The organism is Nocardia sp. NPDC050710 (assembly GCF_040654375.1).
Lineage (GTDB): Bacteria > Actinomycetota > Actinomycetes > Mycobacteriales > Mycobacteriaceae > Nocardia.
In genome coordinates this window covers 34,380-60,916 of record NZ_JBFAHV010000039.1, presented here as the reverse complement: position 1 = coordinate 60,916, position 26,537 = coordinate 34,380, and the positions used below count along the sequence as shown (strand labels likewise).

The 26,537-nt window shown below is 63.9% G+C and carries 23 protein-coding genes and 1 pseudogene; 10 read left to right on the top strand and 14 right to left on the bottom strand.

What is annotated here, in order from left to right; translation table 11 throughout:
* Positions 1–308: 308 nt before the first annotated feature.
* Positions 309–702: pseudogene (locus AB0H61_RS37405) on the top strand (lipase); the annotation flags it as partial.
* Positions 703–1,601: 899 nt separating this feature from the next.
* On the opposite strand, the gene AB0H61_RS37400 reads toward AB0H61_RS37405, so the two are convergent.
* The 5 genes from AB0H61_RS37400 to AB0H61_RS37380 form a co-directional block, all read right to left on the bottom strand.
* The gene (locus AB0H61_RS37400; protein ID WP_357313296.1) at positions 1,602–1,805 is read right to left on the bottom strand and encodes an FAD-dependent monooxygenase; all 204 of its coding nucleotides are present in this window, start codon (positions 1,803–1,805) and stop codon (positions 1,602–1,604) included.
* Positions 1,805–2,548: an FAD-dependent monooxygenase gene (locus tag AB0H61_RS37395; protein WP_357313283.1), complete on the bottom strand. Its 744-nt coding sequence runs from the start codon at positions 2,546–2,548 to the stop codon at positions 1,805–1,807. The genes AB0H61_RS37400 and AB0H61_RS37395 overlap by 1 nt, the downstream gene beginning before the upstream one ends.
* A 151-nt stretch (positions 2,549–2,699) precedes the next feature.
* The gene (locus tag AB0H61_RS37390) at positions 2,700–3,182 is read right to left on the bottom strand and encodes a nitroreductase family deazaflavin-dependent oxidoreductase (protein ID WP_357313281.1); all 483 of its coding nucleotides are present in this window, start codon (positions 3,180–3,182) and stop codon (positions 2,700–2,702) included.
* 547 nt (positions 3,183–3,729) lie between these two features.
* Positions 3,730–3,897, bottom strand: coding sequence for a hypothetical protein (locus tag AB0H61_RS37385; protein ID WP_357313278.1), 168 nt, complete (start codon positions 3,895–3,897; stop codon positions 3,730–3,732).
* A gap of 457 nt (positions 3,898–4,354) precedes the next feature.
* Positions 4,355–6,475, bottom strand: coding sequence for an acyltransferase family protein (locus AB0H61_RS37380; protein WP_357313275.1), 2,121 nt, complete (start codon positions 6,473–6,475; stop codon positions 4,355–4,357).
* Between the two features lie 243 nt (positions 6,476–6,718).
* Here AB0H61_RS37380 and AB0H61_RS37375 point away from each other — a divergent pair, with 243 nt between their 5' ends.
* The 7 genes from AB0H61_RS37375 (at position 6,719) to AB0H61_RS37345 (ending at position 13,149) form a co-directional block, all read left to right on the top strand.
* Positions 6,719–7,024 carry a transposase gene (locus AB0H61_RS37375; protein WP_357313274.1) on the top strand — a complete coding sequence of 102 codons (306 nt, stop codon included), beginning with the start codon at positions 6,719–6,721 and terminating at the stop codon, positions 7,022–7,024.
* A gap of 11 nt (positions 7,025–7,035) precedes the next feature.
* Positions 7,036–7,887 carry an IS3 family transposase gene (locus AB0H61_RS37370; protein WP_357313272.1) on the top strand — a complete coding sequence of 284 codons (852 nt, stop codon included), beginning with the start codon at positions 7,036–7,038 and terminating at the stop codon, positions 7,885–7,887.
* A 40-nt stretch (positions 7,888–7,927) separates the two neighbouring features.
* Positions 7,928–8,380 carry a site-specific integrase gene (locus tag AB0H61_RS37365; RefSeq protein WP_357313269.1) on the top strand — a complete coding sequence of 151 codons (453 nt, stop codon included), beginning with the start codon at positions 7,928–7,930 and terminating at the stop codon, positions 8,378–8,380.
* 338 nt (positions 8,381–8,718) lie between these two features.
* The gene (locus tag AB0H61_RS37360) at positions 8,719–9,183 is read left to right on the top strand and encodes a hypothetical protein (RefSeq protein ID WP_357313266.1); all 465 of its coding nucleotides are present in this window, start codon (positions 8,719–8,721) and stop codon (positions 9,181–9,183) included.
* A gap of 59 nt (positions 9,184–9,242) precedes the next feature.
* Positions 9,243–11,384: a tetratricopeptide repeat protein gene (locus AB0H61_RS37355; protein WP_357313265.1), complete on the top strand. Its 2,142-nt coding sequence runs from the start codon at positions 9,243–9,245 to the stop codon at positions 11,382–11,384.
* Between the two features lie 313 nt (positions 11,385–11,697).
* A complete protein-coding gene (locus AB0H61_RS37350) occupies positions 11,698–12,699 on the top strand; it encodes a hypothetical protein (protein WP_357313263.1) in 1,002 nt (333 codons plus the stop codon).
* Between the two features lie 33 nt (positions 12,700–12,732).
* Entirely contained in the window at positions 12,733–13,149 is a 417-nt protein-coding gene (locus AB0H61_RS37345) for a hypothetical protein (protein WP_357313260.1), read from the top strand.
* A gap of 357 nt (positions 13,150–13,506) precedes the next feature.
* Here the strand turns inward: AB0H61_RS37345 and AB0H61_RS37340 are convergent, their stop codons facing one another.
* The 9 genes from AB0H61_RS37340 to AB0H61_RS37300 form a co-directional block, all read right to left on the bottom strand.
* A complete protein-coding gene (locus AB0H61_RS37340; protein WP_357313257.1) occupies positions 13,507–14,454 on the bottom strand; it encodes an NB-ARC domain-containing protein in 948 nt (315 codons plus the stop codon).
* A gap of 44 nt (positions 14,455–14,498) precedes the next feature.
* Positions 14,499–14,972 carry a hypothetical protein gene (locus AB0H61_RS37335; RefSeq protein ID WP_357313254.1) on the bottom strand — a complete coding sequence of 158 codons (474 nt, stop codon included), beginning with the start codon at positions 14,970–14,972 and terminating at the stop codon, positions 14,499–14,501.
* A 391-nt stretch (positions 14,973–15,363) separates the two neighbouring features.
* Positions 15,364–15,966, bottom strand: a complete 603-nt coding sequence (locus tag AB0H61_RS37330; protein WP_357313251.1) for a transposase — start codon at positions 15,964–15,966, stop codon at positions 15,364–15,366.
* Positions 15,891–16,430, bottom strand: coding sequence for a winged helix-turn-helix domain-containing protein (locus AB0H61_RS37325; RefSeq protein WP_357313248.1), 540 nt, complete (start codon positions 16,428–16,430; stop codon positions 15,891–15,893). The genes AB0H61_RS37330 and AB0H61_RS37325 overlap by 76 nt, the downstream gene beginning before the upstream one ends.
* A gap of 200 nt (positions 16,431–16,630) precedes the next feature.
* On the bottom strand, positions 16,631–17,854 hold the full coding sequence (locus AB0H61_RS37320; protein ID WP_357313246.1) for an IS110 family transposase: 1,224 nt from the start codon (positions 17,852–17,854) through the stop codon (positions 16,631–16,633).
* Positions 17,855–18,299: 445 nt separating this feature from the next.
* On the bottom strand, positions 18,300–21,698 hold the full coding sequence (locus AB0H61_RS37315) for a hypothetical protein (RefSeq protein ID WP_357313243.1): 3,399 nt from the start codon (positions 21,696–21,698) through the stop codon (positions 18,300–18,302).
* Between the two features lie 566 nt (positions 21,699–22,264).
* A complete protein-coding gene (locus AB0H61_RS37310; protein ID WP_357313294.1) occupies positions 22,265–23,155 on the bottom strand; it encodes an IS3 family transposase in 891 nt (296 codons plus the stop codon).
* A 543-nt stretch (positions 23,156–23,698) separates the two neighbouring features.
* Positions 23,699–24,262, bottom strand: coding sequence for a DJ-1/PfpI family protein (locus AB0H61_RS37305; RefSeq protein ID WP_357313241.1), 564 nt, complete (start codon positions 24,260–24,262; stop codon positions 23,699–23,701).
* Between the two features lie 73 nt (positions 24,263–24,335).
* Positions 24,336–24,770: a hypothetical protein gene (locus AB0H61_RS37300; RefSeq protein ID WP_357313238.1), complete on the bottom strand. Its 435-nt coding sequence runs from the start codon at positions 24,768–24,770 to the stop codon at positions 24,336–24,338.
* A gap of 112 nt (positions 24,771–24,882) precedes the next feature.
* Here AB0H61_RS37300 and AB0H61_RS37295 point away from each other — a divergent pair, with 112 nt between their 5' ends.
* Entirely contained in the window at positions 24,883–25,443 is a 561-nt protein-coding gene (locus AB0H61_RS37295; protein WP_357313235.1) for a TetR/AcrR family transcriptional regulator, read from the top strand.
* A gap of 593 nt (positions 25,444–26,036) precedes the next feature.
* Positions 26,037–26,504 carry a hypothetical protein gene (locus AB0H61_RS37290; RefSeq protein WP_357313233.1) on the top strand — a complete coding sequence of 156 codons (468 nt, stop codon included), beginning with the start codon at positions 26,037–26,039 and terminating at the stop codon, positions 26,502–26,504.
* Positions 26,505–26,537 lie beyond the last annotated feature (33 nt).

Sequence of the window (26,537 nt, the reverse complement as noted above, 5' to 3'; positions counted from 1 at the left end):
ACCAGCCCTTCGGACAAGCCACGACCCGGACTCACCACCATCCAGAATAGCCCCGACCTGCCGACTGCGCCTTGACACGAGAGGGGAGCCATGTGTGGAAGTCTTAAGTCGTAGCGGGTCTCATCCGCTGACCGCGCGCTCCGCGCAAAATCGTGGCACAACTGTCCGAAAACTCGTCCAGGACAGCTGATGCCACGCTACAGTCGCTCCTCGAAGGGCGGAACTGGAACATGTTCCAATGGGAGGGCTTCGTCATGCCGAGGTGGCGAATCGGATCGCTGCTGTGCGCGGCCGCAGTGGCGGTAGGCATGGGCGTCGGGTCCGCGCAGGCGGAACTACCGGTGGAATACACCGTGTTCAGCGGAATACGTGCCGAGCTGCCCAATCCCGGCGGCTCACTGCCGGGCAGCAACAACTGGGACTGTAAACCTAGTGCGGCACACCAGAATCCGGCGGTGCTGGTGCACGGCGATGGCGGAGCGTGCGCGCAAACCAATTGGGGCACATACGTTCCGCTGCTAGCCAACGAAGGCTACCGCGTCTTCGCCCTGACCTACGGCGCCCTCGACCTGCCCTGGCCGGTTTCGGCGCTCGGCGCGATGGCCGGCACCGCCGAGCAGAACGCGCGCACCATCGGCAGCTTCATCGAGCGGGTACTGGCCGCGACCGGCGCCCAGAAAAGTCGATATCGTCGGCCATTCCCTAACTTGACTCTGTCGGTGATCTTGTGAATTACAAGATCAGCTGCTGACTGCGCGCCAGGACCGCAGCCGGGTAATTCCCTTCCGAGTGACATTCACCTGTTCCTTCAAGGGACGCAGCAGCATTCGCGCCTCGCAGTGTGGCAGCCCGCCAGCCGCTACATGCACCGAATTCCAAGATCACCGACAGAGTCAAGCTTAGATGTTGTGACTGAACGCCAAGCATGTTCGGGTCGGCCGGACACAGCGGTAAACGCCGCGACGGGTCGCTGCCCATGGGATCTGCAACGCGTGGCGGTGCTCGAGCCGATACCTGGTTCGGCAGAGTGCTCAGCTTGGCAGCGCCTGTCGCCGGTCCGGAGATATAGCCGCATTCATTCCCGCGTGATAGATATGGGCTGCAGGCCCATCCAACCTGTCGCGCTCACAGCGCGAGTTGCGCCGGTGTCGCAGTCACCCATCCCGACGGCGACACCGGCACAACTGAATTCGCAAGCGACCGATCGTCTGGACGGACGAATTCTGACTTCGTCTCCGAAACCGAGGGTGATCGAAGCTGTCGGTTATTGCACCTGCGTCGCGATCACCCCTAGCGGGCCCGGGATCTCGTCAGGTGCAGTTTTCGTGGCGGATTGATGCGGCCGCGAATCGGCGACAGCAACGTGATGAGAACGTGGCGCGTGTTCGGTCCCCTTCGTGTCCCGGCACGCAGGATGAGCATCGGTCGACGGCAGGATCAGGGCGTCTGCGGTTGCTCGGCGATGACGTGGCTGGGTCTGCCTGTCGTAACTTTGGCCAGATAATGATCTACGAGCGGAAGGCTCGCCAGCCGTAGTGCGGTCCTGCGGACGATCAATTCGAGCCGGGTGTGCGGCAGGAACCAACGGCCGAGGTTGCGGCCTATCTCCTTTTCTCCTCCACCACCGGCCGCCACATCCGCTCGTAGGCCGCAACCGCGGTATCGACTGAGCCCGCGCGGGCCAGTTGATCGGCGAGCACGAAACCGCCGGCCATCCCGAGGGACGCACCCTGCCCGGCCATGAGCGATACCGCTGAACAGGCATCGCCGACCAGAGCCACCCGGTCCTTGCTCCACCGGGGCATCACCACCTGTGCGACCTCGTCGTAATACACCTCGTCGGCGTGAGGACAGGCGGGAGAGTATCTGTGGTGCAAGCCATCCGAGCGACCCATACTCCGATTTCAGTGCAGCACTTACGTCGCCGGGCATTGATGGTGTCGGTGAGACTGTAGCGATCGGCCATCTCCGCTGCGAGCACAGGGGCTTCGAAGATGTATGCGGCCGTATGGAATCCGAGATACCGAAGAAAGTTGTTGTCGGGGCCGAAGGTCAGCCTGCGCATCGTCGAGTGCACACCGTCGGCACCGATCAGTAGGTCAGCGGTCTCATGGCTGCCGTCGGCGAAAGTAACGGTGATCGTCCCTGCGTCGGCAGCCGAGTCCAATCCCACCAGGCGCGTGCCACCGCGCAGCTCGACGGTGTCGGGTAGATGCTGACGCAAGGCCAGTTCGAGATCCGGTCGCAGGATGCTCACCAATCGTCCGCCGACCACGGAATCGAGTTGATTCATGGTCAATCGGACCCGTCGGCGGCCATGCTCGTCGACGTAGACCAACTCGCGGATCCGGTAGCCCAATTCGATGATGCGTGGAAGCACTCCCATCGCTTCAGCGGCGTCGTAGCCTGGCCCGAAGAAATCAATCATGTAACCCTGTGGTCGCGGACCGGGGGCCTGCTCGACGAACACGGTGTCGATACCGCTGCGTGCCAATTGGTTCGCCACCGTGAGGCCGGCGATCCCGGCGCCGCAGACCACGACTTTCATCGTTACTCGCCTCTTCTACAGGAACCGGCACAGGGCGGGTCCGCGATCAGGACCGCAGATGCGTCGTGGACGGCCTGTGCTGTGGTCGGCGCGTCAGGCCCGAGCCCAGGTGCGACGGCGACACTTCGGTGATCACGCAACCGGTCGTTGATCAAACCCGTGGTTCGAATCGCACAAACGGGATGCGCTGGCCGACGGCTCGGAAATCGGCTTCAGAACCGTCCACCGAGTAGCCCATCAACCGGGACAAGAGGTATTTCGCCGCCCACCGATGCTGGATGGCGTAGTGCGCGAACAGGTCGGCTCCCTCGTCAGGGAGCAGCGGTACCGCGCGTACCGGGATGATCTGCCTGCCGACCTGGATCGTGACCTCGGGGGTTTTCTGCAGGTTGCGGTACCAGGCGGCGGTGGGACCCCAGCCCGAGGCTACGGTATGGGCGCCATCCCGGGTGTCGTGGGTGACGACCTCGAGAACAGCTTGACGCGGTTTCCCGGTCACGCGACCGATATGATTCACGACCAGGATGCGGTGGCCGAAGACCCAGCCGAGATGCCAGCGGTACAAGTACAGTGGCAGTCGGTAGAGACGGCGGCTGAGTCCTGTCGGCGGTCGAACGGCCTTCACAATTTTCATATCTACGGCTCCTCGTTTCGCGCCCGGCAGGCACTGGCAATCGGGCGGGTCGGTCGGTGACCCGCTGCAACGCGCGGCGGATAATAGTCGGGCTGGTCAACCCGTGGCTGGGACTCCACGGGGCGGAACGCCGACGTGGCGGTCACCAATTGTTGCCTTTCGAAGCTGAGCCTGCGACCGCACTCGCGCCGCGAATACCCGGTTTATGGCTGCTCAACCAGGCGCCAGCGCGATACGGCCTGGTATCAGTTCGGGTCGGGCATCGCCTGAACGGAGGTTCGCACGCGCCGAAAGCATAGTTGCGCGTTGCCATCCAGCTCGGAAGCACGATTCGGAAGCAGCTGACCAGCAGGTCAGGCGGATGCGGGGTTTCGCGGAAGCTCGGCGATCAGGTTCGCCTTCGTGCTTCACGGGCATGCGAACAATGGAGAAGCCTTGCAGTCCGATCAGCAAATCTGGGCTGTCGCGCCATGAGCACAAGGCAGTGGGGGATCGAACGTCCTTCCACCGCCAACTGAAAAGGGGCACGAATGCCGAAAGCGCGGGGTCACTTCATACCGATGCCGACGTTGACGTCGGCGTACAGCACCGCGCCCGGTCGGCCGCCCGAGCGTTCCCGAAGGATCCCGTCGAGCACGTATTCCACGTCTGCGCGCTGGTCGGCGGTCAGGCCCGCGGCCAGCTGTGCCGCGATCGGGTTGCTGGGATGTGACAACGGTCCACGTATGCGTCCCGGAGCGGAAGTGCATGTCCCACGTCTCGACGGTCACATCGGTAAGCCCGGCGCCGGTGAGCCTGCCGCGGAACACGTCCGGGTCCGCCAGCTGGAACGGCAACGGCGGCGAGTTCGTCGGCGGGACAGTGAAACTGGGCACGGCCGCCATGACAGCGGCTATGAAGAACCCGAGGAACTCGGCCTTCTGAAACCCGCCGAACGCGACCACAAGCACCTTGCCGCCAGGTTTAGTGACGAGCACCATCTCGGCCAGCCCGTCGTCTACATCCGGGAACAGCGATACCCGACCACGGCGTTGGTCGGAGATCTCATCGTCGGATACCTCCGACACCGGATGCGCCGGAGCCTTCTCCGCCGGCGGTCCGCGGTAGGCGACGCCGTGTCTGAAAAGGATGACGGTCTGGGAGCCACAGAAGAACACAATCGGTGTGGTGTCTCACCACCAGCCGAGCAAGGGTTGCAGTTCGCGGCCGAGGGAATCGGACAGGGAGCGGGAGTAGCTGAGTGTGAGGTGGTGTTCGTCGTGGTAGATCAGGATGTTGCCTTCGACGACCGCGCAGACGGTCGACTCGCAGACGGCGTCGCTGAGGTCGATCGGGAAGACGTTCGGGTAACTGGATGCCGGTTCGAGTGCCGGGTTGATCTCGTCGAGTGCGTCTTCGCGGCGCATCCCGCAGCTGATACGGTCTCCGCCTTTGGCGAGGCAGTCGATCGCCCTGTAGCGGACCTTGTCGCGCCGCAGCCATGGTGTGTCACGGATCGCGATCACGTTCACACCGCGCTCGGACAGGGCCGACCATACATCGAGGTACTCCGCGGGGGTTTCGTCGCCGATGTCCTCGCGTGGGCGGGTGCCGGTGGTGAACACCCAGTCCGGACGGTCGTCGCCGAGCCGGTCGATCACCTCGCGTGACCAATCCCTGCAGTCCGGAATGGGTTCGCCCTTGTACATCGCATCCTCGGAGAGGGTGAGTGGGCAGCCCATCTTCAAGTACACCTGGATCCGGAAGGTGTGCTCGGCCGCTAGCACCTGCAGCGCGGGCAGCCAGTGCTCGGCATGGGAGCTCCCCACCAGCGCCAGCGTGCGGCCAGCATCCGGGTCGCCGTAGGTGCATGTGACCATTTCGCGGGTGTCCCAGTCCGCGATGCATCCGTCCCGGGTCGGCGGGGGCGACTCGTCAGGGGCTTCGAACACGGTGGGCCGCATCCGCATCTGTGGCACCGCGGCCCCGGAGGTCAACGCTTCCGCCCCCGGATACAACCTCGGATCCAAGACGCCGACCGTATGCGGAGGGTTGATCCGGGTCACCGCCATCAGCCAGCCACCGGTCGCCGCGACTACCACAGCGGCCAGCGCCGCCACCGCCACTCCAGTCACACGCCGCAGCACGGGTGCAGCTGCGTCAGCGCGCGGTTGCGCCCGCAGCCGTAGAGGTTCCTCCACCCAGCGGTGCGTGATCCAGGCCAGCGCGATCGACACCACGACGACGGCGAGGCCACCGGTGAGTCCGGCGCGGGGTTGGCCGCGTTCGGCCAGGTAGAAGATGAGGATCGGCCAATGCCATAAGTACAAGGGATAGGCGATGTCACCGAGCCACCGAGCGGTGCGCGTCGCGAGGATCCGGTTCGGCCACGGCCGCTGACCGAGGGGGAGATTGTTGCCCGACAGGATCACCGCGGCGGCCGCGGCGACCGGCAACAGGGCGGCTGGGCCGGGGAATCGGTTCGCCCCGTCGAGGACGAGCCATCCACAGCCCACCACCCCCAACAGTCCCAATGCGGCAAGGGCGGCGCGCACCACGCGGGGCGGAGACGACGACGGCGCCAGCAAAGCCAGCAGGGCACCGGCCAGCAACTCCCAGCAGCGGGCCAGACTGTCGTAGTAATTCCACACCTGATGGGTCTGCCCGCCACGCCAGGCATGCCAGAAGGACACCACGGCGAGCACCCCGACAACGACCGCCAGCGTCGGCCGCAGCACCGCAGAGCACCCGCTGCGGCGAGTCGTCCATGCCACCATGGCGACGGCCAGGAGAGCAGCGAGATAGAACTGGCCCTGTACCGACATCGACCACAAATGCTGCAGTGGGCTCACCGACGGATCGGCCGCCAGATAATCCGACCACGTCAACGCCAAACGCCAGTTCTGGTAATACAGCAACGACGCCAACGTCTGCGCCGACAGCTCCGACCACTGCGTATACGGCCGCACCGTCACGGTCGCCACGACAACCACCGCGAGGACGACCACCATCGCCGGCAACAACCGTCGCATCGTTCGACCGAGCGTGGCCCCCACCTCCGGCGAGCCTGCCGACTCGGCGCGGCGCAGCAGCAACCCGGTGAAGAAGAACCCCGACAACACCAAGAACACGTCCACTCCGCCGGAGACCCGGCCGAACCAGACATGGAATATCACCACCAAGCCGATCGCGACACCGCGCAGCCCATCGAGATCCGCACGATAGAGAACCGGCTCGCGCCGCTCGGGCGTGGATGCGGCACCACTGCGCAAGCCCACAGGCTCAAGCGCCACCTGCGGCGATCCGCCGGTCATCGCGCCCGGCTCCGCCACCTGGTGACCTGCATGGTCACCCCGGAGTGGTTCGTTCGATGGTGAACAAGAGTCGGCCATGACATGACAAATCTCTTACCACGGATGGCGGCACTGCCGATCCTCGCCACCTTTCTGTGCGCCGCCGAGCACACTCACGCCACCGCCAGCAACGCTGGCGACCTGAGGTTCCGGCTTTCTCGGAGGGCTCCAAGCATGGTCCGATAGGACTGGAAGGAGTCATTCGTGGCAGCACCGAAGAAGTATCCGGACGAGTTGAAGGCTCGGGCGGTCCGGTTGTATCGGGAGTCGAATCCGAAGCCGGTGATCCGGAAGTTGGCCGAGCAGTTGGGTGTCCATCACGAGGCCCTGCGCAATTGGATTCGTCAGGACGAGGCCGACCGGGGCGAGCGCGAGGATCGGCCGACGACCGAGATGCTCGAGGAGAATCTGCGGCTGCGCAAGCGAGTCGCGGAGCTGGAGCGGGTCAACGCCGTATTGCGTGATGCGAGTGCGTATTTCGCGTCCGAGCTCGGCCAGACCCGGAGGTGATCATGAGGTTCGTGAGTGAACATCCCGAGCACCCGGTCGAGCTCGTACTACGGGTGTTGGGCATCGCATCGTCGACGTTCTGCGGGTGGTTGAAGCAAGCGCGGCGGCCGTCTGCGCGGCGACTGGCCGACGAGGAGCTTCTGGCCGAGATCGTGGACGTCCACACGTCCTCGGGCGGCACTTACGGCGCGCCGCGCGTGCACGCCATGCTGCGCCGTCGCGGTGTGTGGGTCGGTCGTAAGCGGGTCGAGCGGCTGATGCGCCAGGCGGGGCTGCAAGGGGCGTTCCTGCGCAAGAAATGGCGAATTCCGTCTACCCGACAGAATCCGCGGGCCACGCCGGCGCCGGACTTGGTCAACCGCGACTTCACCGCCGATGCGCCGAACCGGTTGTGGGTTGCCGACGCGACCCGGATTCCCGCCGGTGAAGGCGTGTTCTGGCTCGCGGCGGTGCGTGATGCATTCTCCAACCGCATCGTGGGCTGGAAGTGCTCGGACCGCTGCGACACCGACCTGGTGCTCGGCGCGCTCGAATACGCGGTGTGGGCGCGGGACGTACGCGAGGGCCAACTGGTCCATCATTCCGACCGCGGCTCGACCTACACTGCAATACGATTCGCAAATCTGTTGGCCGACAACGGTATTGCGCAATCGATGGGTTCGGTCGGGGATAGCTATGACAACGCCCTCATGGAGAATTTCTTCTCCACGCTGAAGACCGAGCTTGTGTACCGAAACTCTTGGCGCACAAGGGAAGACGCCGAAAATGCGATTGTTCGCCTACATCGAGACATCTCACTAACGCAGGATGTCAAGCAGCAGCCGAGATCTCGGTTGTGGCGAAGGCGACACCTTCCCTGTTAGATGTGCGTGTTGATGCACGTCGAGAGGGAAGTGAATAGTGGTGAGTTGGCGGGTGTTCTGGGTGCCGCAGGACGAGGTTCGGGGCGGGGTACGGCGCAGGGTGTTGGAGGGGTGGGAGGATCTCCCGGCTCGTGAGAATCAGGTTGGGGTTCGGGCGGGAGATCCGATCTTCCTGGCTCCGGACTACACCGTGGACCGGGTGCTGGGTCTGTACGGGCAGTCGACGACGTTCCGCCGGTACACCGCCGAGACGCGACGGAACTACGCGACCGATATCGCGCTGCTGCTGACCTTCCTGTCTCGGCGGGGTGTGCGGTGGACCGACGCGGTGGCCCGGGATCTGGAGGACTTCGAGCACTGGCGACGCTTCGCCGAGACCAACCCTGGGCGGATCGGCGGCGCCAAGTGGGATCGGGAGTTGGCTGCGTTCGCCGGCTTGTATCGGTGGGCTATTACATCGCAGCGGATACGGCAATCAATAGCTACCAACTAGTCTGTTCGATTGATGCCGGGAAGAATACAGTTCTGCGGCAACGCAAGACCCTTGAGTGCCTCAATTCCTCCGATCTTGGAGTCGCTCGTCGATCCACCTGAACAAGGCGGCCTGGAGTCCGCTGCTAGGGGCGCACCGGGAACAGCGAGCCGTGGTCTGCTAGCGGTTCTGATCGAAAACGCCACATCGACATGATGTTGTCACGATCTACCTGAGTCCGACCAATTGGCGTATCTGTTTGGCGCCTTCCTTCACCGTCTTCGGGCCCCTACCATCTTGGATGAGCTAACGCTTGAATGGCCGCCTCTGACCGGCTGGCACGAACCCTAAGGGTTGGTATGGAACCTGTGATGATGGTGGCGACCGCGGTCGCGGTGGGTGCCGCCGCCGGGATGACCGAGACCACGAAACAAGCTGTAGGTGAGGCCTATTCAGCGTTGAAACGCCTGATAGCTCGCCGCTACGGGAGCGTGGACGTGGGAGGGGTGGAACACAAACCGAATTCCGAGGCTCGTCGTTCGGTGTTGGCCGAGGACCTTGCCGAGGCCGGTGCCGGTGCCGACACCGAGTTGCTGGTGGCAGCACAGACGTTGATCGCCCTTGTGTGCGTGCACGAGGTCAGAGCCGGGGCGGCGGTCGGAGTGGATCTCGAGCGCATCGACGTCGGAGGCTCGCTGCGGGTGGAGGGAATTGACGCTGCAGGCACCGGGCTGCGCGGCAGCGACCTCGGGATCGCCGGCGACGTTGCAATTGCCCAGGTGCGGGCAGGAATTCCGCCACCGAAGGACCCTCCCTCGGCGTGACGGCCCCGCCTCCCACCGTCGCGTCGGCTTCCCCGCTGCGGGAATTGGGGGTACCGATCATGCTGACCGATGTCACCGCCGAGGTCATCACCGTCAATCATCCTGGCATGGCAGCCCAACCGGCCGGACAGGCTCAACGCCTGCCTGTTCCGACCCTGGCGGTACCGCACCAGCTACCGGTGCACCTCCCGCACTTCGTAGGCCGGGCCGAACAGTTGTCTCGACTCGCTACGATCTTCGATTCAGCTAATAGCCTTGCACCCGTAGTGATTTCGGCCATCTCTGGCACCGCAGGAATCGGCAAAACCGCACTGGCAGTCCATTGGGCACACCAGATTGCCGACCAGTTCCCGGATGGGCAGCTGTATGTGAACCTGCGTGGATTCGACCCCGCGGGCTCACCCATGACGTCTGCTGAGGCGATCCGCGGATTCCTCGACGCCTTCGCGTTCCCGCCGGAGCAGATCCCGACGGATTTTGAGGCTCAAACGGTCCTGTATCGCCGCCTGCTGGCCGGGCGGAGCATATTGCTGGTGCTGGACAATGCCCGCGACAGCGACCAAGTCCGACCCTTGCTGCCCGACACCGCAACATGCCGAGTAGTGATCACCAGTCGCAGTCAACTACCTGACTTGGTTACTCACCATGGCGCCCGCCCAATCACTCTCAACGTTCTCGACACCGAAGACGCCACGGCGCTGCTGGCCCACCGTCTCGGTCGCGATCGGGTCGTCGCCGAGGCCGATGTCCTCACTGAACTGATCGATCGGTGCACGCGGTTACCGCTGGCGCTGTCAATCGTGGCCGCGCGAGCCGCACTGAATCCGGAGTTGCCGCTTTGGATGTTAGTCAACGAGTTGCGCGATGAGCAGACTCGTCTCGACGCACTCGACGCTGGCGACAACACCAGCGTGCGGGTCGCGTTCTCGTGGTCGTATCAGCAACTGAGCCGACCCGCAGCACGCATGTTCCGGCTATTGGCATTGCATCCGGGGCCGGATATCTCAGTGTCCGCGACGGCGAGCATGGCCGGCGTCGAGCCACGCCAGGCACGGGCAACCCTGCGCGAGCTCTTACGCGTGCATCTGGTCACGCAGAACAGTCAGGGCCGTTTCTCCTTCCATGATCTGCTGCGCGCCTACGCCACTGAACTGACCCATGTTCACGACAACGACGCCGAGCGGCACACCGCCCAGCAGAGGATGCTGGACCACTACCTGCACACCGCCCACGGCGCGGCCCTGTCGATGTATCCGCGACGACAGCCTTTCGCCCCCAGACAATCCCCACTCGACGGTGTATCGGTGGACAGGTTGGTTGATTACCCGGAGGCTCTGAGATGGTTCAGCGCCGAACATGCCGCCATAATGGCGGTCCTTCGGCTGGCCGTCGCGGCAGGACACGACACCTACGCGTGGCAGCTTCCTCACATGCTGTCGGAGTACCTTGAGCGCCATGCGCATTGGCAGGACTGGAACACCGTTCAGCACCTCGCACTGACCGCGGCCCAGCATTGTGGAGACCTGTCCGGCCAAGCCCAGGCACTCCTGCGCTTGGCGCGCATGGTCGGCTGGCTGTTCGGAAACCACCGCGATGCCGAAGACCACCTCAAGCGAGCGCTTAAACTGTTTCGCGCACAGAGCGACCAAAGTGGCGAGGCCGACACGCACGGCGAAATTGCTGGATCATACGTGCGTCAGAACCGGCACGCGGAGGCGCTACGCTCTGGGAAACGCGCACTGAGCCTCTATCGTGCGTGCGGTAACCGCGCCGGAGAAGCAATTACCCTCAATAGCTTGGGCTGGTATTGCGCCGTGCTCGGCGACTATCCGCAGGCAGTGTCCTACGGCCGACAATCTCTTGTGCTCCACCGAGAACTCGGAAATCTTTCTGGAGAATCGGCAACCCTCGACACTCTCGGCTATGCGTTCCATTATCTTGGCGACTACACCTTGGCGATCGAGTACTTCCAGCGGGCCATCGCCTTGGCGCGGGAGTTGGGACATCGCTACAACGAGGCCAACCGTCTCGATCATCTCGGTGATACCTACTCTTCGGCAGGCGATCTTACTGCTGCCCGCGACAATTGGCAGCAGGCATTCGATATCCTCGACGCCCTCGCCATCTACCGACGTCCGTCCCTCGGCTACGCGGATGCAGATTCCATCCGGACCAAACTATCTGCCACCGACCAGTCATGAACATCGGCGGGCCAAGCCTTGCCCCGCATGGCTGTGCGAACAATCCGAGGCCAGCATCGTCACTCTGGTGATCAACTGCGCCACTGACGTTCGCGATGACGAACGGGTCCTGAAATGGCATCTCTCTGACGAATCGCACGCGGCGGGCCCGGGGCTGTATCCGGAAATTCGCCAGATTTGGGTGAGAAGGTTCCGGCGACTCTCCGAGGTCTTGATCTGTCGTATAGCAGGCCAGGAGACCGATCTTCGACAGATCGGATGAGAACCGACATGCGCCTGCCTTACAGGCGCCCGTCCGGGTGAGGTCCTGGGCATGCGGTCCGGGTGCTGCCCCGACCCGACCCCTGATGCCGAGGGCAAGGTCGGCCGGCATTTGATCCGCAGCACTGTGTTCAAGAACGCCGTCGACCAGCACGGCAACCACGACTCCGCCGGAGTCGAACGCGACATGCCCTGGGTCGCGATCCGTCCTGTCGTCAACGCTATTCGCGTGCTGGAGCGAATGGTCCCGGAGGAAGCGCTGCTGTTCGACCACGACGTTCACGACATCATGTCCCGGCCGGGCACCGGGTCGCTCAAGACAGCCACCCTCGGAAAGCGGATCGAAGCGTTCGTCGCCTGGGCCAACACCGAAGCAGCCACTCATGGGCTGACCGGTGAACTCATCCCACCCGATCCGAACGGCGCGATCGGGGCCGCGCGGTTTCGGCGAAGCCTCGCCTGGCATATCGCTCGCCAACCGAACGGCCTTGTCGCACTGGCTATTCAGTACGGGCATCTTCGCACAGCCGTGTCGGGCAACTACGCGGCTCGCAGTCGGGGCGGTATCGGGGACCTGATCGACATCGAGACCGCCCGCACGATCGACATCGAGACCGCCCGCACGGTCGCCGACACCGTCGCCGGCCTCCACAACAACCTGGGCACTGGTGGAGGGGTGTCCGGTCCGGCCGCCCGGCGCGCGATCACCGCCGCCGCGACCGCCCCGCGATTCGCGGGGACGGTCATCACCGCCACCACGGCACGGCGGCTGATCGCGAACGAGGACGCCATGATCTACGACAACCCGCACGCACTGCTGCTCTGCCACTACAAGCGCCACCGCCCTCTGCCACCGCGACGGAGTCAAGGACACACCCAGCCTGGACCACTGCGTCCCCGGCTGCGGCAACGCTATCCGCACCGATCAACACGCTATCGCGCTCCGCGAGCGCGCTTCCGTCATGGACACCCAGGCCGCCCGAGTTCCCGGCCCGCTGGGCGACCGGCTACGCGCCAACGCCGACAAGCTTCGGGGCTACGCCGAGACCCATGACCGCACACGCATCACCTTGACCGAAGACGCCCGATGAACACCGACGAGCGCGACCAGATCCGCGCCGCAATGGAACGCATCCTGTCCGGCACCGCCGAGCGATCCAACGGCGCCCTCACAATCGTCGCCCTCGCCCTGGAGGCCGATATCCCCAGAAATGCTCTCACGCAACGACATACGGACTTGAAGAACGAGTTCTATGCGCGGGTCGCCGAGCGTGGTGCGCCATCGGAGGTCGAGACCCGACTAAGGGCCAGCATCACCACACTGAAGAAGACGATCGCGAACAAGAACGCCGAACTCGCCCAACTCCGGACCGATGTCGCCGCCCTCGTCCGCGCGGTGAACCAACTCACGCTGGAGAACCAGGCACTGCAAGAGGCGCTGGCCAACCCCAACGCCGACGTTATCCCGAATCGGGCACGGCGGCCGGGCCACACCGAGGAATGATCGACCGGCAGGCAGTCCCGCCCCCTTCGATGACCCGGACTCGCGCCCCATGTTAATCCAGGCCAACGGGAGGATCACGCCACTGATTGGCGGACGCCGCGTATCCCCCGAACAACCGATCCACGGCATTATCGGATGTCAATAGAATTGGGTTGGTGAATCACGAAGACATCCGTTCACGAACCACTCTGGTCACCAAGCGGTGCATCACGAGCCTTGTTTCATCGGCAGACACATGAAGCAGACCGCTCTGTGCGCAGCGCGCAATCGCCTCGTCGCGTCGTCCTCGGTAGGTCGGCAGCGAATCACGCGCTACACCCGCGGGCGTCGTTGTCGCCACGAAGCGAAGTAGTTCGGTCACTGCTGCATCCAGGTCGGGGTCGTCAGTGGGGCCTCGACTTGTTCGATTCCTTTCCTGATATAAAATTTTGCCGACTTCTCGAAGTCGAAGTCCTTGGATTCCTTGAGAAGTCGAAGGAGGTCGTCGTAGCTCAGGTATTGCTCGGTGATGAGTCCGGCGGCCAAAGACAGTGCCAGTGGCGAATGGCCAAGTTCCGCCGAGACTCGTGTGGCGCCATCATCATCCGGCGGCGTTGTCTGGTGATTGGTCGCTGTGTGTAGAAGTTGGATGCTTTGTGTCGGTGTCAATCCTCCGACGTGGATGGATCGGACGGATCGGCGCGAGAAGTCCATGTCTGCCTTGCGGCTAGTGATTACCACGTGGGTGCCGCTATTACTCGGGAGGTATTCATCGAGCAAGTCGATGTCAACGACATCGTCGAACACCAACAGCGCCGATTCGGAACGGCCACTGAGGTGGACTCGTAGCAGGCGCGCAGCCCGGCGCAGGTCATCGTCGGGATCAGCAACCTTGAGACGCTGAGCAACTTCCGCCAATCCGGACAATAGGCTGTAAGGGCTTCCGGCATCGATCCAGCCCACCCACGCGCAGTGCGGCAACGAAACAGTGGCGCGCGCATACGCGGCGGCGATGGAAGTCTTTCCGATCCCGCCCATCCCCTGCAAGATCACTGTCGATCCGACGGCATCCTCGGCCAGCTCGTGGAGATATCGCAACTCGTCACGTTGCACGAAGCCGCGATGTGGTTCGGACGGGATCCTGCCGATGATCATGGCAGGGGCGCGCTTTCCAGAACGCGCCAACTCCGGGACCACGTGCTGGGTGATGAACTGCTGCACAGTGATGTTCAGAGTGATCGTCACATCCCGACCGACTTCCAGGTGCGAGATCGACACCGCCAGCGCCCGTGCCACTTCTTCCCAGTCCGCTGTCTGCGGCGGCACGTCCGTGGCTCCCCGCCCGACTAACCGCGCACCCGGGCCGGGGATTACCGGGGCGCCGTGGGAGGGTCGGCGGGCCTGGACGCGGTGAACCCGCGCAGCGAGATGGACTCGCCAGCCGTGAGATGCGAGACCTGAACACCGCCACCGTCGTTGGCTGTAAGATCAGCAATCTCGATACCGCCATCGGCCCGCACCTCACTCACCCGGATGCCCACGGTCTGCGCCGCTTCTGGTGCTTCGTCCGCAGCAACGCGCAGAAGATTCTCGGCGGCCGCCTGCAGCTCTGCATCGTCGCCAGCTCCGGCTTGGCCCAGTTTCTTAGCCAGCAGCTGACGGCGTAGTGGCTCCTCGGGCTCAGACTCCACGCCCAGCACCTCCGCGTCGATCACTGTGTAGCGGCGGCCAATCAAGCCCTTCAACGCGCTGTAGGCGTCCGCGACGACCTTCTTAGCGGTGTCCCCTAGGCCAGACGCCGCGCCGACTGCGACTGCCGCCGCGATCATCGATACTGGTTCCATCCCACCCTACCTTCGCCAAAAGCCAGGACACCCGCAGAAGAGCGCAGGCTCACGGCCAACGTACCGAAATTGAGCCACAGCCACCGATGGTTCCAGCGCAATCGACGGGTTGTCGGCGGTCAGCAGCCTACGCCGGGGTCGTCCGGATCGACCCGCTGGCACCCCGTGCAGGCGGGCTACCGCTGCACCCAACGCATTTCGTCCGCCTCCGTGCGGGCCATCGATCCAGTTCGGCATCGCCCAGCGCCCGCCGATCCACTACATCATCTGTCGCGGCAATTCGATGCTGAAACACCGGCAAATGTGGTCGGCAGGCTGAACGCGCGATATTCGACAATACCGGACAGTCGACATCGTCCCAATGATTACAGCGGTTGAATTTGTGATGTCGTCATGATCGTTTGAGTGTGAGGCCGGTGGCTGTGAGGCAGCCATCGAGGAGGTGGGGGTGGTATTGGATGCGGTGCAGGTCGTTGCGGATGATCTGCATGAGGTGGTCGGGGTCGGTGATGATGCGGTTGGTGAGCCGGCCGCGGCGTAGCAGTGACCAGATTCCCTCGACCGGGTTCAGGTCCGGCGCGTAGGCGGGCAGTTGGTAGATGGTCAGCCAGTCGCAGGCGGCGGCGAAGCGGCGCATGCCGTCGGTGAGGTGGGTGTTGAGGTTGTCCCAGATCACGATGATAGGGCCGTCGAGCTGGCGGTGTGCGGCGATGAGGAGGTCTCGGTAGTCGGTCCAGGCGAAACTTTTTCTGCCTGAACGGGTTCGGTTGTGCCGGTAGGGTCGCCAGATCAGCCGGGACCTGTGTCCCGGCCGGTAGCAGGTCAGTGCGGCGATCGAGACCCTTCGTGTGGTGCGCCCGCGCACTCGCACGATCGGAGTGGACCCGCGTGGTGCCCAGGTACGGACCGACGGCGGCGTCATCGAGAACCCGGCCTCGTCTTCGAAGACGAGCCAGGCATCGAGCGCCGCCGCGGCGTTTTTACCTGCGGCCACGTGTTCTTCATCCATACCGCGACCGCCGCGTCGTTGCGTTCGACGGCACGCCGGGCCGGGACCTGCCAGCTCCAGCCGTGCCGGTGCAGTAGCAGCGCAACACCTTTCACGGTGTAGGAGAGGTGGAACCGCCGACCGATCACGGTCTTGATCCGGGCCAGAGTCCATTTCTGGTCCGGCCAGCCGTGCTCGGCGGGGCCTTTGGCCAACTCTCGTTCCAGCACCCGGAACTGCTCGTCGGACAGCAACGGTAACGACGCAGGCCCCTTGGACCGCAACGCTTCCCGGCCGCCGGTCCGCCAGTCGCGGCGCCACCGTTGCACCGACCGCACACTGACCCGTAACCGTTTGGCGATCACCGTGCTGGTGTCACCGCGGGCAAACCCAGCCGCGGCCTGAAACCGCAACCGCTCCCGCATCTCTCGACGCTGCGCGGTCAGCCCACCGCCTTGCGGGTACCTCACCTACCAAGTGAACCGCAACCACAGATCAACAACGTCAAGCCCAGCGACAACACGAATTCAACCGCTGTAGTTCGCGCAGCCAATCTAAAACATGTTCTCTCGGTAGATCATCTGCTGTCAGTGGTCCCGCGCCTGACCGCCGTGGCTGCCCCACAACGGGTACCAAATAACATCAGGGGAACCTTGCTTCAAGAAGGGACTCAACACGCTGACTTGACAGGGAAATGCGCTGGGTCGTAGACCCGGCCGGATTTCAAGCAGTGGTGGAGCTTGCTGAGCATGATGTTGAACAGCCGGCGCAGTGCGGCGGTGTGCCGGTCGCCGTGATCGCGGCGGGCCCGGTAGAGCGCTTCCCAGTCTTTGTCGTGGCGGACAGCGGCCAGTGCCCACACATAGCCGGTGGTCGCGAGGCGATTGTTCTTGGCGCGACGGGCATGCACGAAACTGCTCTTGCCTGATGCTCGGGTGACCGGCGCTGCGCCGGCGAAGGCTCTGAGTCCTCGGGTATCGGCGAACCGGGCGCGGTCGTCGCCGATCTCGGCGAGAAAGCGGGCACCGAGCTGCGTCCCGACACCTGGGAAGCTGCTCACGATCCTGGAGTCCGGATGGGCGTGGAACGCAGTTTCGACGGCGTCCTCGAGTTCGGTCACCGTGTCGCAGATGGCGTCGAGCTGACGAAGCAGGCCCTGCAGCTGCAGCCCCATTGCACGCTCGACGGCTGAGGGTTGATGCATCGCGTCCTGTCGCAGCAGCTCATTCAGGCGCGCCGCTTCTTCGGCGATTCCGCGTTGCCGCCCAGCCCTTTTCAGCAGAGACGACAGCCGTCGTGTCGTCAGCGATCGGGCTGATTCCGGGGTCGGGGCAGCAGACAGGATGGTCCGGCACGCCGCAGAATCCAACCGGTGGCGTCCGCCGCGTTCAAATGCCGACAGCGCCGCAGGAAAGAACGCTTTCAGCAGCGTCCGGATCCGGTTGGTGACCTCAGAGCATTCCCAAACCGCGTCCTGGTGCGCACGGGTGAGCACCCGCAGGGCTTCCACCTCGACCGAATCGTCGGGCATCGGCCGATGGGTATCGACATCGGTGCGCAGGATGTTGGCGAGCACCATGGCGTCGAACGCATCGGACTTGCCCCGTGAGGACCGGTAGCGGTCTCGATAGCGCGACACCGAGAACGGGTTGATCGCAAAGACCTTTCGTCCAGCGGCGCGCAGTCCTGCCACCAGCAGACCTCGGCTGGTCTCGATCGCGATCGGCAGCTGCCCATCGGTCGGATCATGCTCGGACAACATCTGCAACAGGATGCTCAAACCCTCGGCAGTGTCGAAGATCCGGTCGCTGGCAACCACTTTGCCGTCGCAGTCGACGATCGCTACGTCGTGGTGATCCTGCGCCCAGTCGATTCCGCACGCAACTGCCGCCATCCATGCCCTCCTCGTTTCCGGTCTGGTTGATTGCGCAGCGAGGCATAGCGCCCTAATGGAAAGTGCTCTGCGGCACGACATCTCACGAGCCATTCGACCCCACCACCGGCGGCACCCACTCTCGCCAAAGACTCGCGGTCTGCGGAACGCGAAGGCTCGCACCCGCCGGCAATTCGGCACGATCATCCTCGTGACGGTGGGTGTTGTCACCGGAATCGGCGACAACACCCACCATGAGGCGCCGCTCTCGATGACCGGGCTCGATGGCCCTCGGCTGGTATGGGCGTCCGTTGCCATTACGGCTGGTACAACACCCTACGCATCCAGAAGAAGCTGGATTGGCGATCACCGGACGGGTTCGAGGCCAACTACCATCAACGGGTTCCAGCCGGAACCAGATAGTCCGCTCTCCGGATTAGCGGGGAACCTCAGTTTGTCCGTGGGTCTATTCGTCAGGGAGTCCCTGGTTGTCCATCAGCTCGACTGCGATGGCGTGCAGGACGGTCGGGGCGACGACAGGGAAGGCGGGCAGAGCACGCTCCATTGGTGCTACTGACAACGCGATTGCGAGTAGGCGTTTGGACTGTCTCGGTGTGAGTTCGGTAGTAGCGGATGGGCGGTTCAGTGAACTCGTCTCGACCGCAGCGTGTTTGGCTATGCCGTTGCGGGAAGAGTTGGATTTTGCGAGTGCTGCCGCGAGGCGTGTGAGGGCGTCTGCTTGCTGGATGGGGTCGTGGATGCTGAGGGCGATCGATTCGGCGCGATCGGGCGCGGTCAGTGCCCAGGCGTCGACCAGCAATGTGAGTGCTGCGGACTGGTGTCCGAGATCGGAGATGCTGCGGGCGATGGCCTCGGCGCGGTCGGGATCGATCCGGGCAATTGCTTTGACCACGTCCGCTCGTGTGGAGAAATGGTGCAGGAATTCGGGGAGGTCATCGACCAGAGAAACCACTTCGCGTGCGAGATTCACTGCACGATCGGGATGTTGATCAGCGGCTACGTCAGCGAGGTCAGCGAGTACCTGGACTCGCTGCACCAGGTCGACGATAGTGCGGGCAGTGGTTTCAGCGTGATCGAGATCGAAGGTCGCTACCGCTCTAGCGAGGTGGGCGAGAGGGTTGGCCTGCTGTGCCGTGTCGGTGATGCTGCGGGCGGTTGTCTCCGCGTCTGCGGCTAGTCCAGCTGCGCGGTCGGGATCGATCTGGGCGATCGCTTTGGCTGCAACGCCGAGAATGTGAGTTTGTTGTGCTGGCTCGAGGAGGTCACGTGCGATAGCTACTGCCTTGTCGGTCAGTCGAACCGCGTAAGAAGAGTTGGTCGTGCTGGCTCGTTCGGCAAGTGTGGAAAGTACATACGCTTGCTCCCCGAGGTCGGAAATTCGGTGTGCCAGAATCTCAGCGCGGTCGAGGTCGACGCTGCCTGCCGCGATCGCCGTATGCACCAGCGCATAGTTTTGTTGCACCGGGTCAGCAATGTCTCGAGTCAGCGTTTCGGCGCGGTCGGGGTCGACGGCCGCTAGCGCGATCGCCACATGGGTATGGGCGTAGGTGCGCTGTTCCGGGTCTGTGAGATGGCGTGCCAGGCTCTCAGCGAGATCCGCATCGATACCTACGAGTTGGGCGGCCATGCGAGCGAGGACATAGTCGGTGACGCCCGGTTCAGCCTCGCGCGCGGCGATGATCTCCGCGTCGAACGCTAACCGCTCAGCGCGGTCGGAGTCGATGTCGATCACGGCCTCGGCCAATCGAGCGAGTACTCGAGCCTGGTCCCCGTTCTTCGGCAGGCCGCGAGCGATGGTTTCAGCATCATCGACAATGCGCATGCAGCGATCGGGATCAATACTCGCCGCCACCGAAGCAACACGGATGATCTCATTGGCCCTGCGTTCCATTTCGGTTTGCCCGCGAGCAACCGCCTCCGCCTTATGGATGAGATCTATGGCCCGGTCTGGGTCGGTGGCGGCAGCTAGACGGGCGAGTTTGAGGAGCGAGCTGAACTTCAGCGATTGATCAGTGATGCTGTCAGCGACGGCTTCCGCTTCGTCGATATCCAAGCGGTTCGTCACGTCCGCCAAACTTTGTATCACTCTGTCTCGCCGATCAGGGTCGTGGATGGCGTGTGAGGCAGCTTCGGCTTCACGGACGAGGCGGAGAACGCGGCCGGGTTCGATTTCCGCTGCGCTGTGCGCCAACCAGGTCAGCGCCTGGGCTCGCTGGAGAGGATCGGCGATATCACGAGCGATGACTTCTGCGCGATCGAAGTCGATCGACGCAAGCTGCTCGGCCACGTTTGCGAGGGTGAAGCCCTGCAGGCTTGTTTGGGAGATGTCGGAAGCTGCGACCGTGGCTTCGTCGATGAGTCGAACAGTGTGCTCGGGATGGGTCGCCGCCACTGCTACGGCCAGGTCGACCAGTCCGTGAACCCGCGACTGCGGATTAGCGTCGCTGCGAGCGACGGTTTCCGCGCGCTCGAGATTTCCCAGGCGAGCCCAGACTGTCAATAGTTGATGAGGGATATTGTCGTTGCGCCTGTGCAGGTAATCACGGTAGTTCGTCAACCTTGCGGTTTTGAGCAGGCCTGGGTCGGGTTGCTCATAGATACGTTGTTGTGCAAGGCGGATCTCGTTGAGGGCGATCCAGTCGCTCCCCATACGCGCGCGGATCCGGTCGTGACGGCCAGCGTCGAGAGCTAAGTCCACCATCCGCGAAAGCTCGTTGTGTTTGTCGAGGATTGGAAAGTAGCGGCGTAGCAGGAAGTCTGGGGTGTGGTCGGGCCATGCGAGGTCGCGGTAGCGGTCGGCCCAGGCGTGCAATTGATCGAGGCATTTGTTGATGTAGGTGGTGCCGAGTTCGGTCTCTGCGGTGCGTTGCAGGGTTTCGTGGGCCAGCGCGTAGACGGGGTCTGCGGTGTTGCCGGGGCTGGAGTAGTCCGAGCGGGTGCGCAGGCTTCGTCCGGCGACCGCATGCAGTAGTTCGTGAATCTCGAACGGCGCCATGCCGGTGAGGTCGGTGAGTTCGGAGGCGGTGAGGCCGTTGGCGGTGGTGATCAGTGCGAGCAGGTCACGGTGCTCGACGGGACCCCGCAACAGAGCACCGAGTTCGGTGACGGCCTGGTCGCGGACATCCGCGGCGAAGGGTGAGGAGGTCAGTGGCCGAGTCTTGGCCCCGGCGAGAGGGTGATTGCGGGGGATAGGCAGGGTTGGGCCGTGGCGGCTGGCGACGATGACCCGCAGGTTCGCGTCCGGGCGCGGCGGCAGCAGGGTCACGATCGGTGGTTTGCCGGTGTCCTCGTCCAACCCGTCCACCACCAGCACTAACCGGCGGCCGTTGTCGGCTTCGCGGCGTGCGGCGAGGGTGAGGAGTTCGCTGCGGAGTCCGTCGCGGTTGATGGTGGCGGCGGCGATCAACGCTTGTTGATCTGGCAGCAGGACTGCGAGTTGGTCCAAAATGGCGGCGGTGAAGGCGGTGTGGGTGTTCTGGTCGGCAAGGCGGTCGGTGATGAAGAATCCGATCACCGTCATCTCGGAGGGCGGGAACAGGGTGAACCACGACAGCAACGCGGACTTCCCCGCCCACGGTTCGGCCCTGATCCACAGGTAGGGGTCATCGCCGCGACAGAACGCGGCCAGGTCCTCGAGTTCGTGGTCACGGTCCTGCAATCCGTTGACCGGGGCAAGGAATTCACGTACCTGCGAGACGTACAGTGACCTGCCGGTGAGCATGGCCGTGTTGGACACGACCCCGATCTCGTAGTGGTGGTTGTTCTGGATGATCGACAGATCACGCCTGGCGGTTACCCGGTCGAGGGAGATCGGTGCGGCAGGCCGGCGAGTGTCCTCGTTCATGAGGGGGTGGCGTCGTCACGTCCGGGGTGGATGTCCTCGAAAGACATGTCACCGCCGGACCGCACTCGGCGTGCCCTGACCCCAGTACCGGTCGCGCGTATTCCCTTGACCCGCAGCGCTCTTCCAGCCTTCACGTTACGTAGATCGACCCCGACGACGGGCTGTCGTCCGGGTGGGGGTGTGTTTTGTCCGCTTTGGACCCACAGTGATGCCGCGAATACGCCCACGGTCAGCACGACGACGGCCACCCATGTCCAGACCGAATGATCCCCGCCGGTCGCGTAGTTCACCGCCACCGCCAGCCCCGTGGTCATCACCGCTGTGGCCGCTGTCGGCAGTATCACCCGCGACAGTGTTTGTCCTGGTGCCACGTCATCCTCCCGCCCGAAATGGTGAGACCGATCCTCACAGCCTCACGCCCAGAAAACCAGCCGACACCACCGATGCCGTCCACCAGGACTCAACCGTTACAAAACCCAAGCCACACAACCCCTTCAACAACCCGGACGGTCTTTCCGGGAAGACCTGAGGTGCCGGAAAACATTCGGACAGTGAGATTTTGATTCTCAGGCCGCTCGGTTCCGTTCGAGCCATTCGGACTCTACCTCGTTCGGTGTGCGGTAGCCAAGCGAGGAATGCAGTCGAATCTGGTTGTACCGCAATTCGATATAGCGGGTGATGTCGGTGCGGGCGTGTCCCCGCGTCGGGTACTGTGTCCGATGAACCCGCTCGTTCTTCAGGGTGCCGTTGAACGATTCCGCCCAGGCATTGTCGAAGCAGATCCCGGTGCGTCCGACCGAACGGAGCACGTTCAATCTCTTTGCCGTGGTTGCGAACTCCTCGGATAGATACTGAGTGCCACGGTCGGAGTGAAAGATCGTGACACCAGGTATGAACTCGACATTGTCTGCGGCCATCTGCAAGGCGTCGACGACGAGTTCGGTGCGCATGTGTTCTGCCTTCGCATACCCGATGACCTTCTTGGAAAAGCAATCGAGCACCGTCGCCAGATACAGCCAGCCTTCCCCGGTGCGGATGTCGGTGATATCGCCGACGAGTCTGGTCCCGGGCCGATCGGTGCTGAACTCGCCGCGCACCAGGTCCGCCAGCATGCCGACATCGCCGGCTATCGTCGTCACCGGCCGGAACGGACGCGGCTGACACGCACGAAGATCCAGCTCACGCATGATAGACCGCACCGTCTCTGGATCCACGACCGTGCCCCACCGAGCCAGCTGAGCGTGGACACGCCGATAGCCATACGTGCCGTCGGAATGCTCGAACGCGAATTTCAGCTCGGCGGTAAGGATTTCACGCCGGGCCGCGGTCGCCGACTGAGGTCGATTCTTCCAGTCGTAATAGCCCGACCGCGACACACCCGCCCACCCGCACATGCTGGCGACCGGATAGTTGCCTTCCTCGGATTCGATGAACGCATACTTTGCGCTCACCGGTATCTCTTCGCGAAGAAGGCCGCCGGTCGAGTGGCCCGGGGGAATCGCACCCCCAGGCTCTCACAGAACCGTGCGTGACAGTCTCCCGTCACACGGCTCTTAGACGAACGCCACCAGCCGAACCAACATCCGACCTCAACGCTCTGCCCGCGCGCCCACTTCGTACGAACCGTCCCGACATGCACCACCGCACCACGCGGTCGATGCCGACGGCCCGTCCGACGCACCGGACACGCGGGAATCGCAGCGGGTCGAATCCCTCTTCGCGGAGCCCCGGGACGACACAGTCGATTTGTTCCCGCTTCACGACTTCTGGGATGACTGGGACTATGGCAGGTGATGAGCGCTCACGGCGAAGCCGTTCAACGAGCACAACACGTCGCCGTCGCTGAGGGTGATCAGCGCTCCCGCGGCGGCGAGGGCGAAGTGGCGAGGCTGCAGCCGCGGAATCGGGGATCCTGGAAAGTCATTCGGTCTCCTGCGCAGGTGCGAGGGCTCAGGCGCGCGGTCGAAGCATTGGGCCGCGCGCCCAGCCGAGTTCGATCTTCAACTCACCACCTGCGCCGCGCGGTGCGCCAGCGCAGATATCAGTCGCTCGGTGAATTCTTCGAGGTCGTCGATCCCTTGCGCGGTGATAAGGGTGCCGTCGGTGTGGACACGTTCAGGCGTCCACACCGCTCCTGCATTGGCGAGGTCGGTGGCCAGGCTCGGCCAGGCTGCGATGGTGCGGCCGGCGACGAGCCCGGCGTCGATGAGTGTCCACGGGCCGTGGCAGATGGCGGCGACGGGGATGTGCGTGTGGCGGGCTTCGCGCAACAGGCGGTGCGTTGCCGAATCTCGGCGCAGGATATCGGGATTCGCGACACCACCGGGCAGGACCAGGGCATCGTAGTCCGCGGCGGCAGCGTCGGTGGTGCGCAGATCGACGGGGAAGCGGTCGGCACGATCGAGATGATGGAACGCTTGCACGAATCCCGGTTCCGGGGCGAGCAGCACGGTGTGGGCGCCCAAGGCGCGCAGGGCATTCCACGGGTGCTGTAGCTCGACCTGTTCGACGCCTTCGTTGGCGGACAGGAATGCGATCGACTTCCCGGTGAGAAGTGGTGTCATGAGATGTCTTTCGTTGGATGGGTGGTGCCGCCCGCGCAGTAGCGGGCGGCACCCGATGGGAGCGGATCCTGGCTCAGTCGGCCGGCGCGGGTTCGGCGGCGGTGATGGCCGCGATCAGGGCGTCGTTGCTGTAGGCGACTCCTCCGATTCCCCAGCCGCTGTCGGCGGCGTAGCTGATGTTGATCCAGATGTCGTCGGCGGAGTGGCCGGGTACGACGTGCTTGGCGGCGATCGAGGTCGCGGTGGCGATGAAGGCAGAGCGATCCTGCGGGGTGGGCAGGCCGATGCCGGGCAGTTTGAGCTCGATGAGCAGTACGGGACGGTTCACGCCGCCGGTCTGGACGTGTTCGGGGTCGAGGAGGTGCAGGTGGCCGCCGACGACCGGAGTGAAGAAGGTGTTGCCGGTCAGCCCGCTGCTGTCGATGAGGGCCTCGATCAGCTGCGCGATCAGTTGACGTTCGCCGGTTTCGGTGAGGACTCCGCGAGGTGCGATGACGGTGAAAGGCACGGATTCGTGTCCTTGTCTCTTCGGAGGAATCAAAATCGCTAGTACGTGCGTACTAGCGAACACACCATGCACTAGGATGGCCGTACTAGTCAAGTGGAGGAGGCTGTCGACAATGACCAGATCCACCCGGGCCCGAATGCTCGACGCGGCCGTGGACAACCTGCGCCGCAACGGTTTGGCGGGCATGTCGTTCACGGCGGTGCTCGCCGAGAGCGGTGCCGCACGCGGGGCGATCTATCACCATTTCCCCGGCGGGAAAACCGAATTGGTGGCCGAGGCCGCGAGGCTGCACGGGCAGGACGTCGCATGGCGCATGGCGGAACTGGCCGGGGCAGACCCCCGCGCCGTCGTGGCGTCCTTCTTGGATTTCGCCCGGCCCGTGATCGAGGAGGCGGCGCACGGCAGCGGCTGTGCGATCGCGGCCGTCACCGTAGCGGCGGGCAAGGACGGTGGCGAGTTGTGCCGCATCGCCGCAACGACTTTCGCCGCGTGGACCGATCGGCTCACGGCCGCGCTCACCGCCGCGGGTATGGCGCCGGGTGCGGCGGCTGATCTGGCATGTCTGCTGATCAGCCTGCTCGAAGGCGCGCAGGTACTGTGCCGGGCCGAGGGCGGCACCAGCCCCTTCGACCGGGCCGCCCGGGCGGCGATGGCGGCCGCCCCAGGCGCGTGAGCACCATGCCTGAGCCGGTGAGCGTTCGGGATCCGCGGCGCAGCAGATCTTCGACCGGGACAACGGTCAGGGGGCCTTGCAGGGTGGTCGCCGGCCGAGCGCGGTTGACTGTTTTCGTGAGCAGAAAGACGAGTTCTTCGAAAGGCCGAGCTGATCGAACGCGGCGACAAATATCCGACGGAGAAAAAGTAGCCCGAATCCTCGCCATCGATCTTGACGGGTAGTGAGGGGCAGGAATCGGCTGGGATCCAGCAGTGGTGGTCGTTGACGACTTCATGCCTGTTCGTTTCGTTGGTGCCGGTACCACCCCAGGGGTGACATGGTGCTCACCCTTGGTTTCCTGGAATGCGCCCTGGGGTGCCTTTTGGCAGAGGTATCGATAACCGAAAGTCGTAGGGACCCCGATTTCGTCTCCCCCCGAAGGAACTCCCCATGCAGCTTCTGGCGAACGACAGCCGAATTCCCGACACCATGAGCGGCGCGCATCCACGAGAAGGGAGGGGTATATGACGGCAACATCGGAATTTCATCGGTCCCACTCCTGGAAGGGACTTGGGGCTAGTTCCACCGAGGTATTGGATTGGGCGGTTCGTTTGGCTGAAGCGACCGTGCCCGAGGAAGCCGAGCTGGCACCTGAGTTCGTTACCGCGTACCTGGCGGGCGGTACCGATCGGGACGAGTTGTTTCGCAGGGCCAATTCGGTGCCTGGGGGCTTCGACCCGGGGTTGGCGTTCGTCATTTTCCCGCAGATCCTGGCGGCGGTCGCTGTCGCCGGTCACGCGACGTGGAATCTGCTGGGCGGCAATGCAAGCAGCGTCTCGACATTGGTGAAGAACCTCGGCGATCTCTGGGATCGCCGCGTCCGCCGTGGGCAATCGGCGCCCGCGCCGGACTACCCGGAGCTGCGGATGGTGATCGACACCATCAACCGCGCACTTCTCGCCAGCGGCGTCGCTCCCACCGACAGTGAACTACTGACCTTCCGTATCGTGCGCGCGCTGATCAGCGACGGTGCTGGTACCCGAGCCTTTTTGCAGGCAGTCCCACCGTCGGCGAATTGACCAGTTACGGCCCTCCTCTTCACGAATAGACAC

What these genes read in the sequence shown, in the direction of transcription:
- AB0H61_RS37345 (WP_357313260.1), top strand. Translation starts at nt 12,733, where the DNA reads ATGAACACCGACGAGCGCGACCAGATCCGCGCCGCAATGGAACGCATC.
- AB0H61_RS37335 (WP_357313254.1), bottom strand. Translation starts at nt 14,972, where the DNA reads ATGGAACCAGTATCGATGATCGCGGCGGCAGTCGCAGTCGGCGCGGCG.
- AB0H61_RS37400 (WP_357313296.1), bottom strand. Translation starts at nt 1,805, where the DNA reads ATGCCCCGGTGGAGCAAGGACCGGGTGGCTCTGGTCGGCGATGCCTGT.
- AB0H61_RS37295 (WP_357313235.1), top strand. Translation starts at nt 24,883, where the DNA reads ATGACCAGATCCACCCGGGCCCGAATGCTCGACGCGGCCGTGGACAAC.
- AB0H61_RS37315 (WP_357313243.1), bottom strand. Translation starts at nt 21,698, where the DNA reads ATGAACGAGGACACTCGCCGGCCTGCCGCACCGATCTCCCTCGACCGG.
- AB0H61_RS37350 (WP_357313263.1), top strand. Translation starts at nt 11,698, where the DNA reads ATGCGGTCCGGGTGCTGCCCCGACCCGACCCCTGATGCCGAGGGCAAG.
- AB0H61_RS37305 (WP_357313241.1), bottom strand. Translation starts at nt 24,262, where the DNA reads ATGACACCACTTCTCACCGGGAAGTCGATCGCATTCCTGTCCGCCAAC.
- AB0H61_RS37390 (WP_357313281.1), bottom strand. Translation starts at nt 3,182, where the DNA reads ATGAAAATTGTGAAGGCCGTTCGACCGCCGACAGGACTCAGCCGCCGT.
- AB0H61_RS37395 (WP_357313283.1), bottom strand. Translation starts at nt 2,548, where the DNA reads ATGAAAGTCGTGGTCTGCGGCGCCGGGATCGCCGGCCTCACGGTGGCG.
- AB0H61_RS37355 (WP_357313265.1), top strand. Translation starts at nt 9,243, where the DNA reads ATGCTGACCGATGTCACCGCCGAGGTCATCACCGTCAATCATCCTGGC.
- AB0H61_RS37320 (WP_357313246.1), bottom strand. Translation starts at nt 17,854, where the DNA reads ATGGCGGCAGTTGCGTGCGGAATCGACTGGGCGCAGGATCACCACGAC.
- AB0H61_RS37360 (WP_357313266.1), top strand. Translation starts at nt 8,719, where the DNA reads ATGGAACCTGTGATGATGGTGGCGACCGCGGTCGCGGTGGGTGCCGCC.
- AB0H61_RS37380 (WP_357313275.1), bottom strand. Translation starts at nt 6,475, where the DNA reads ATGACCGGCGGATCGCCGCAGGTGGCGCTTGAGCCTGTGGGCTTGCGC.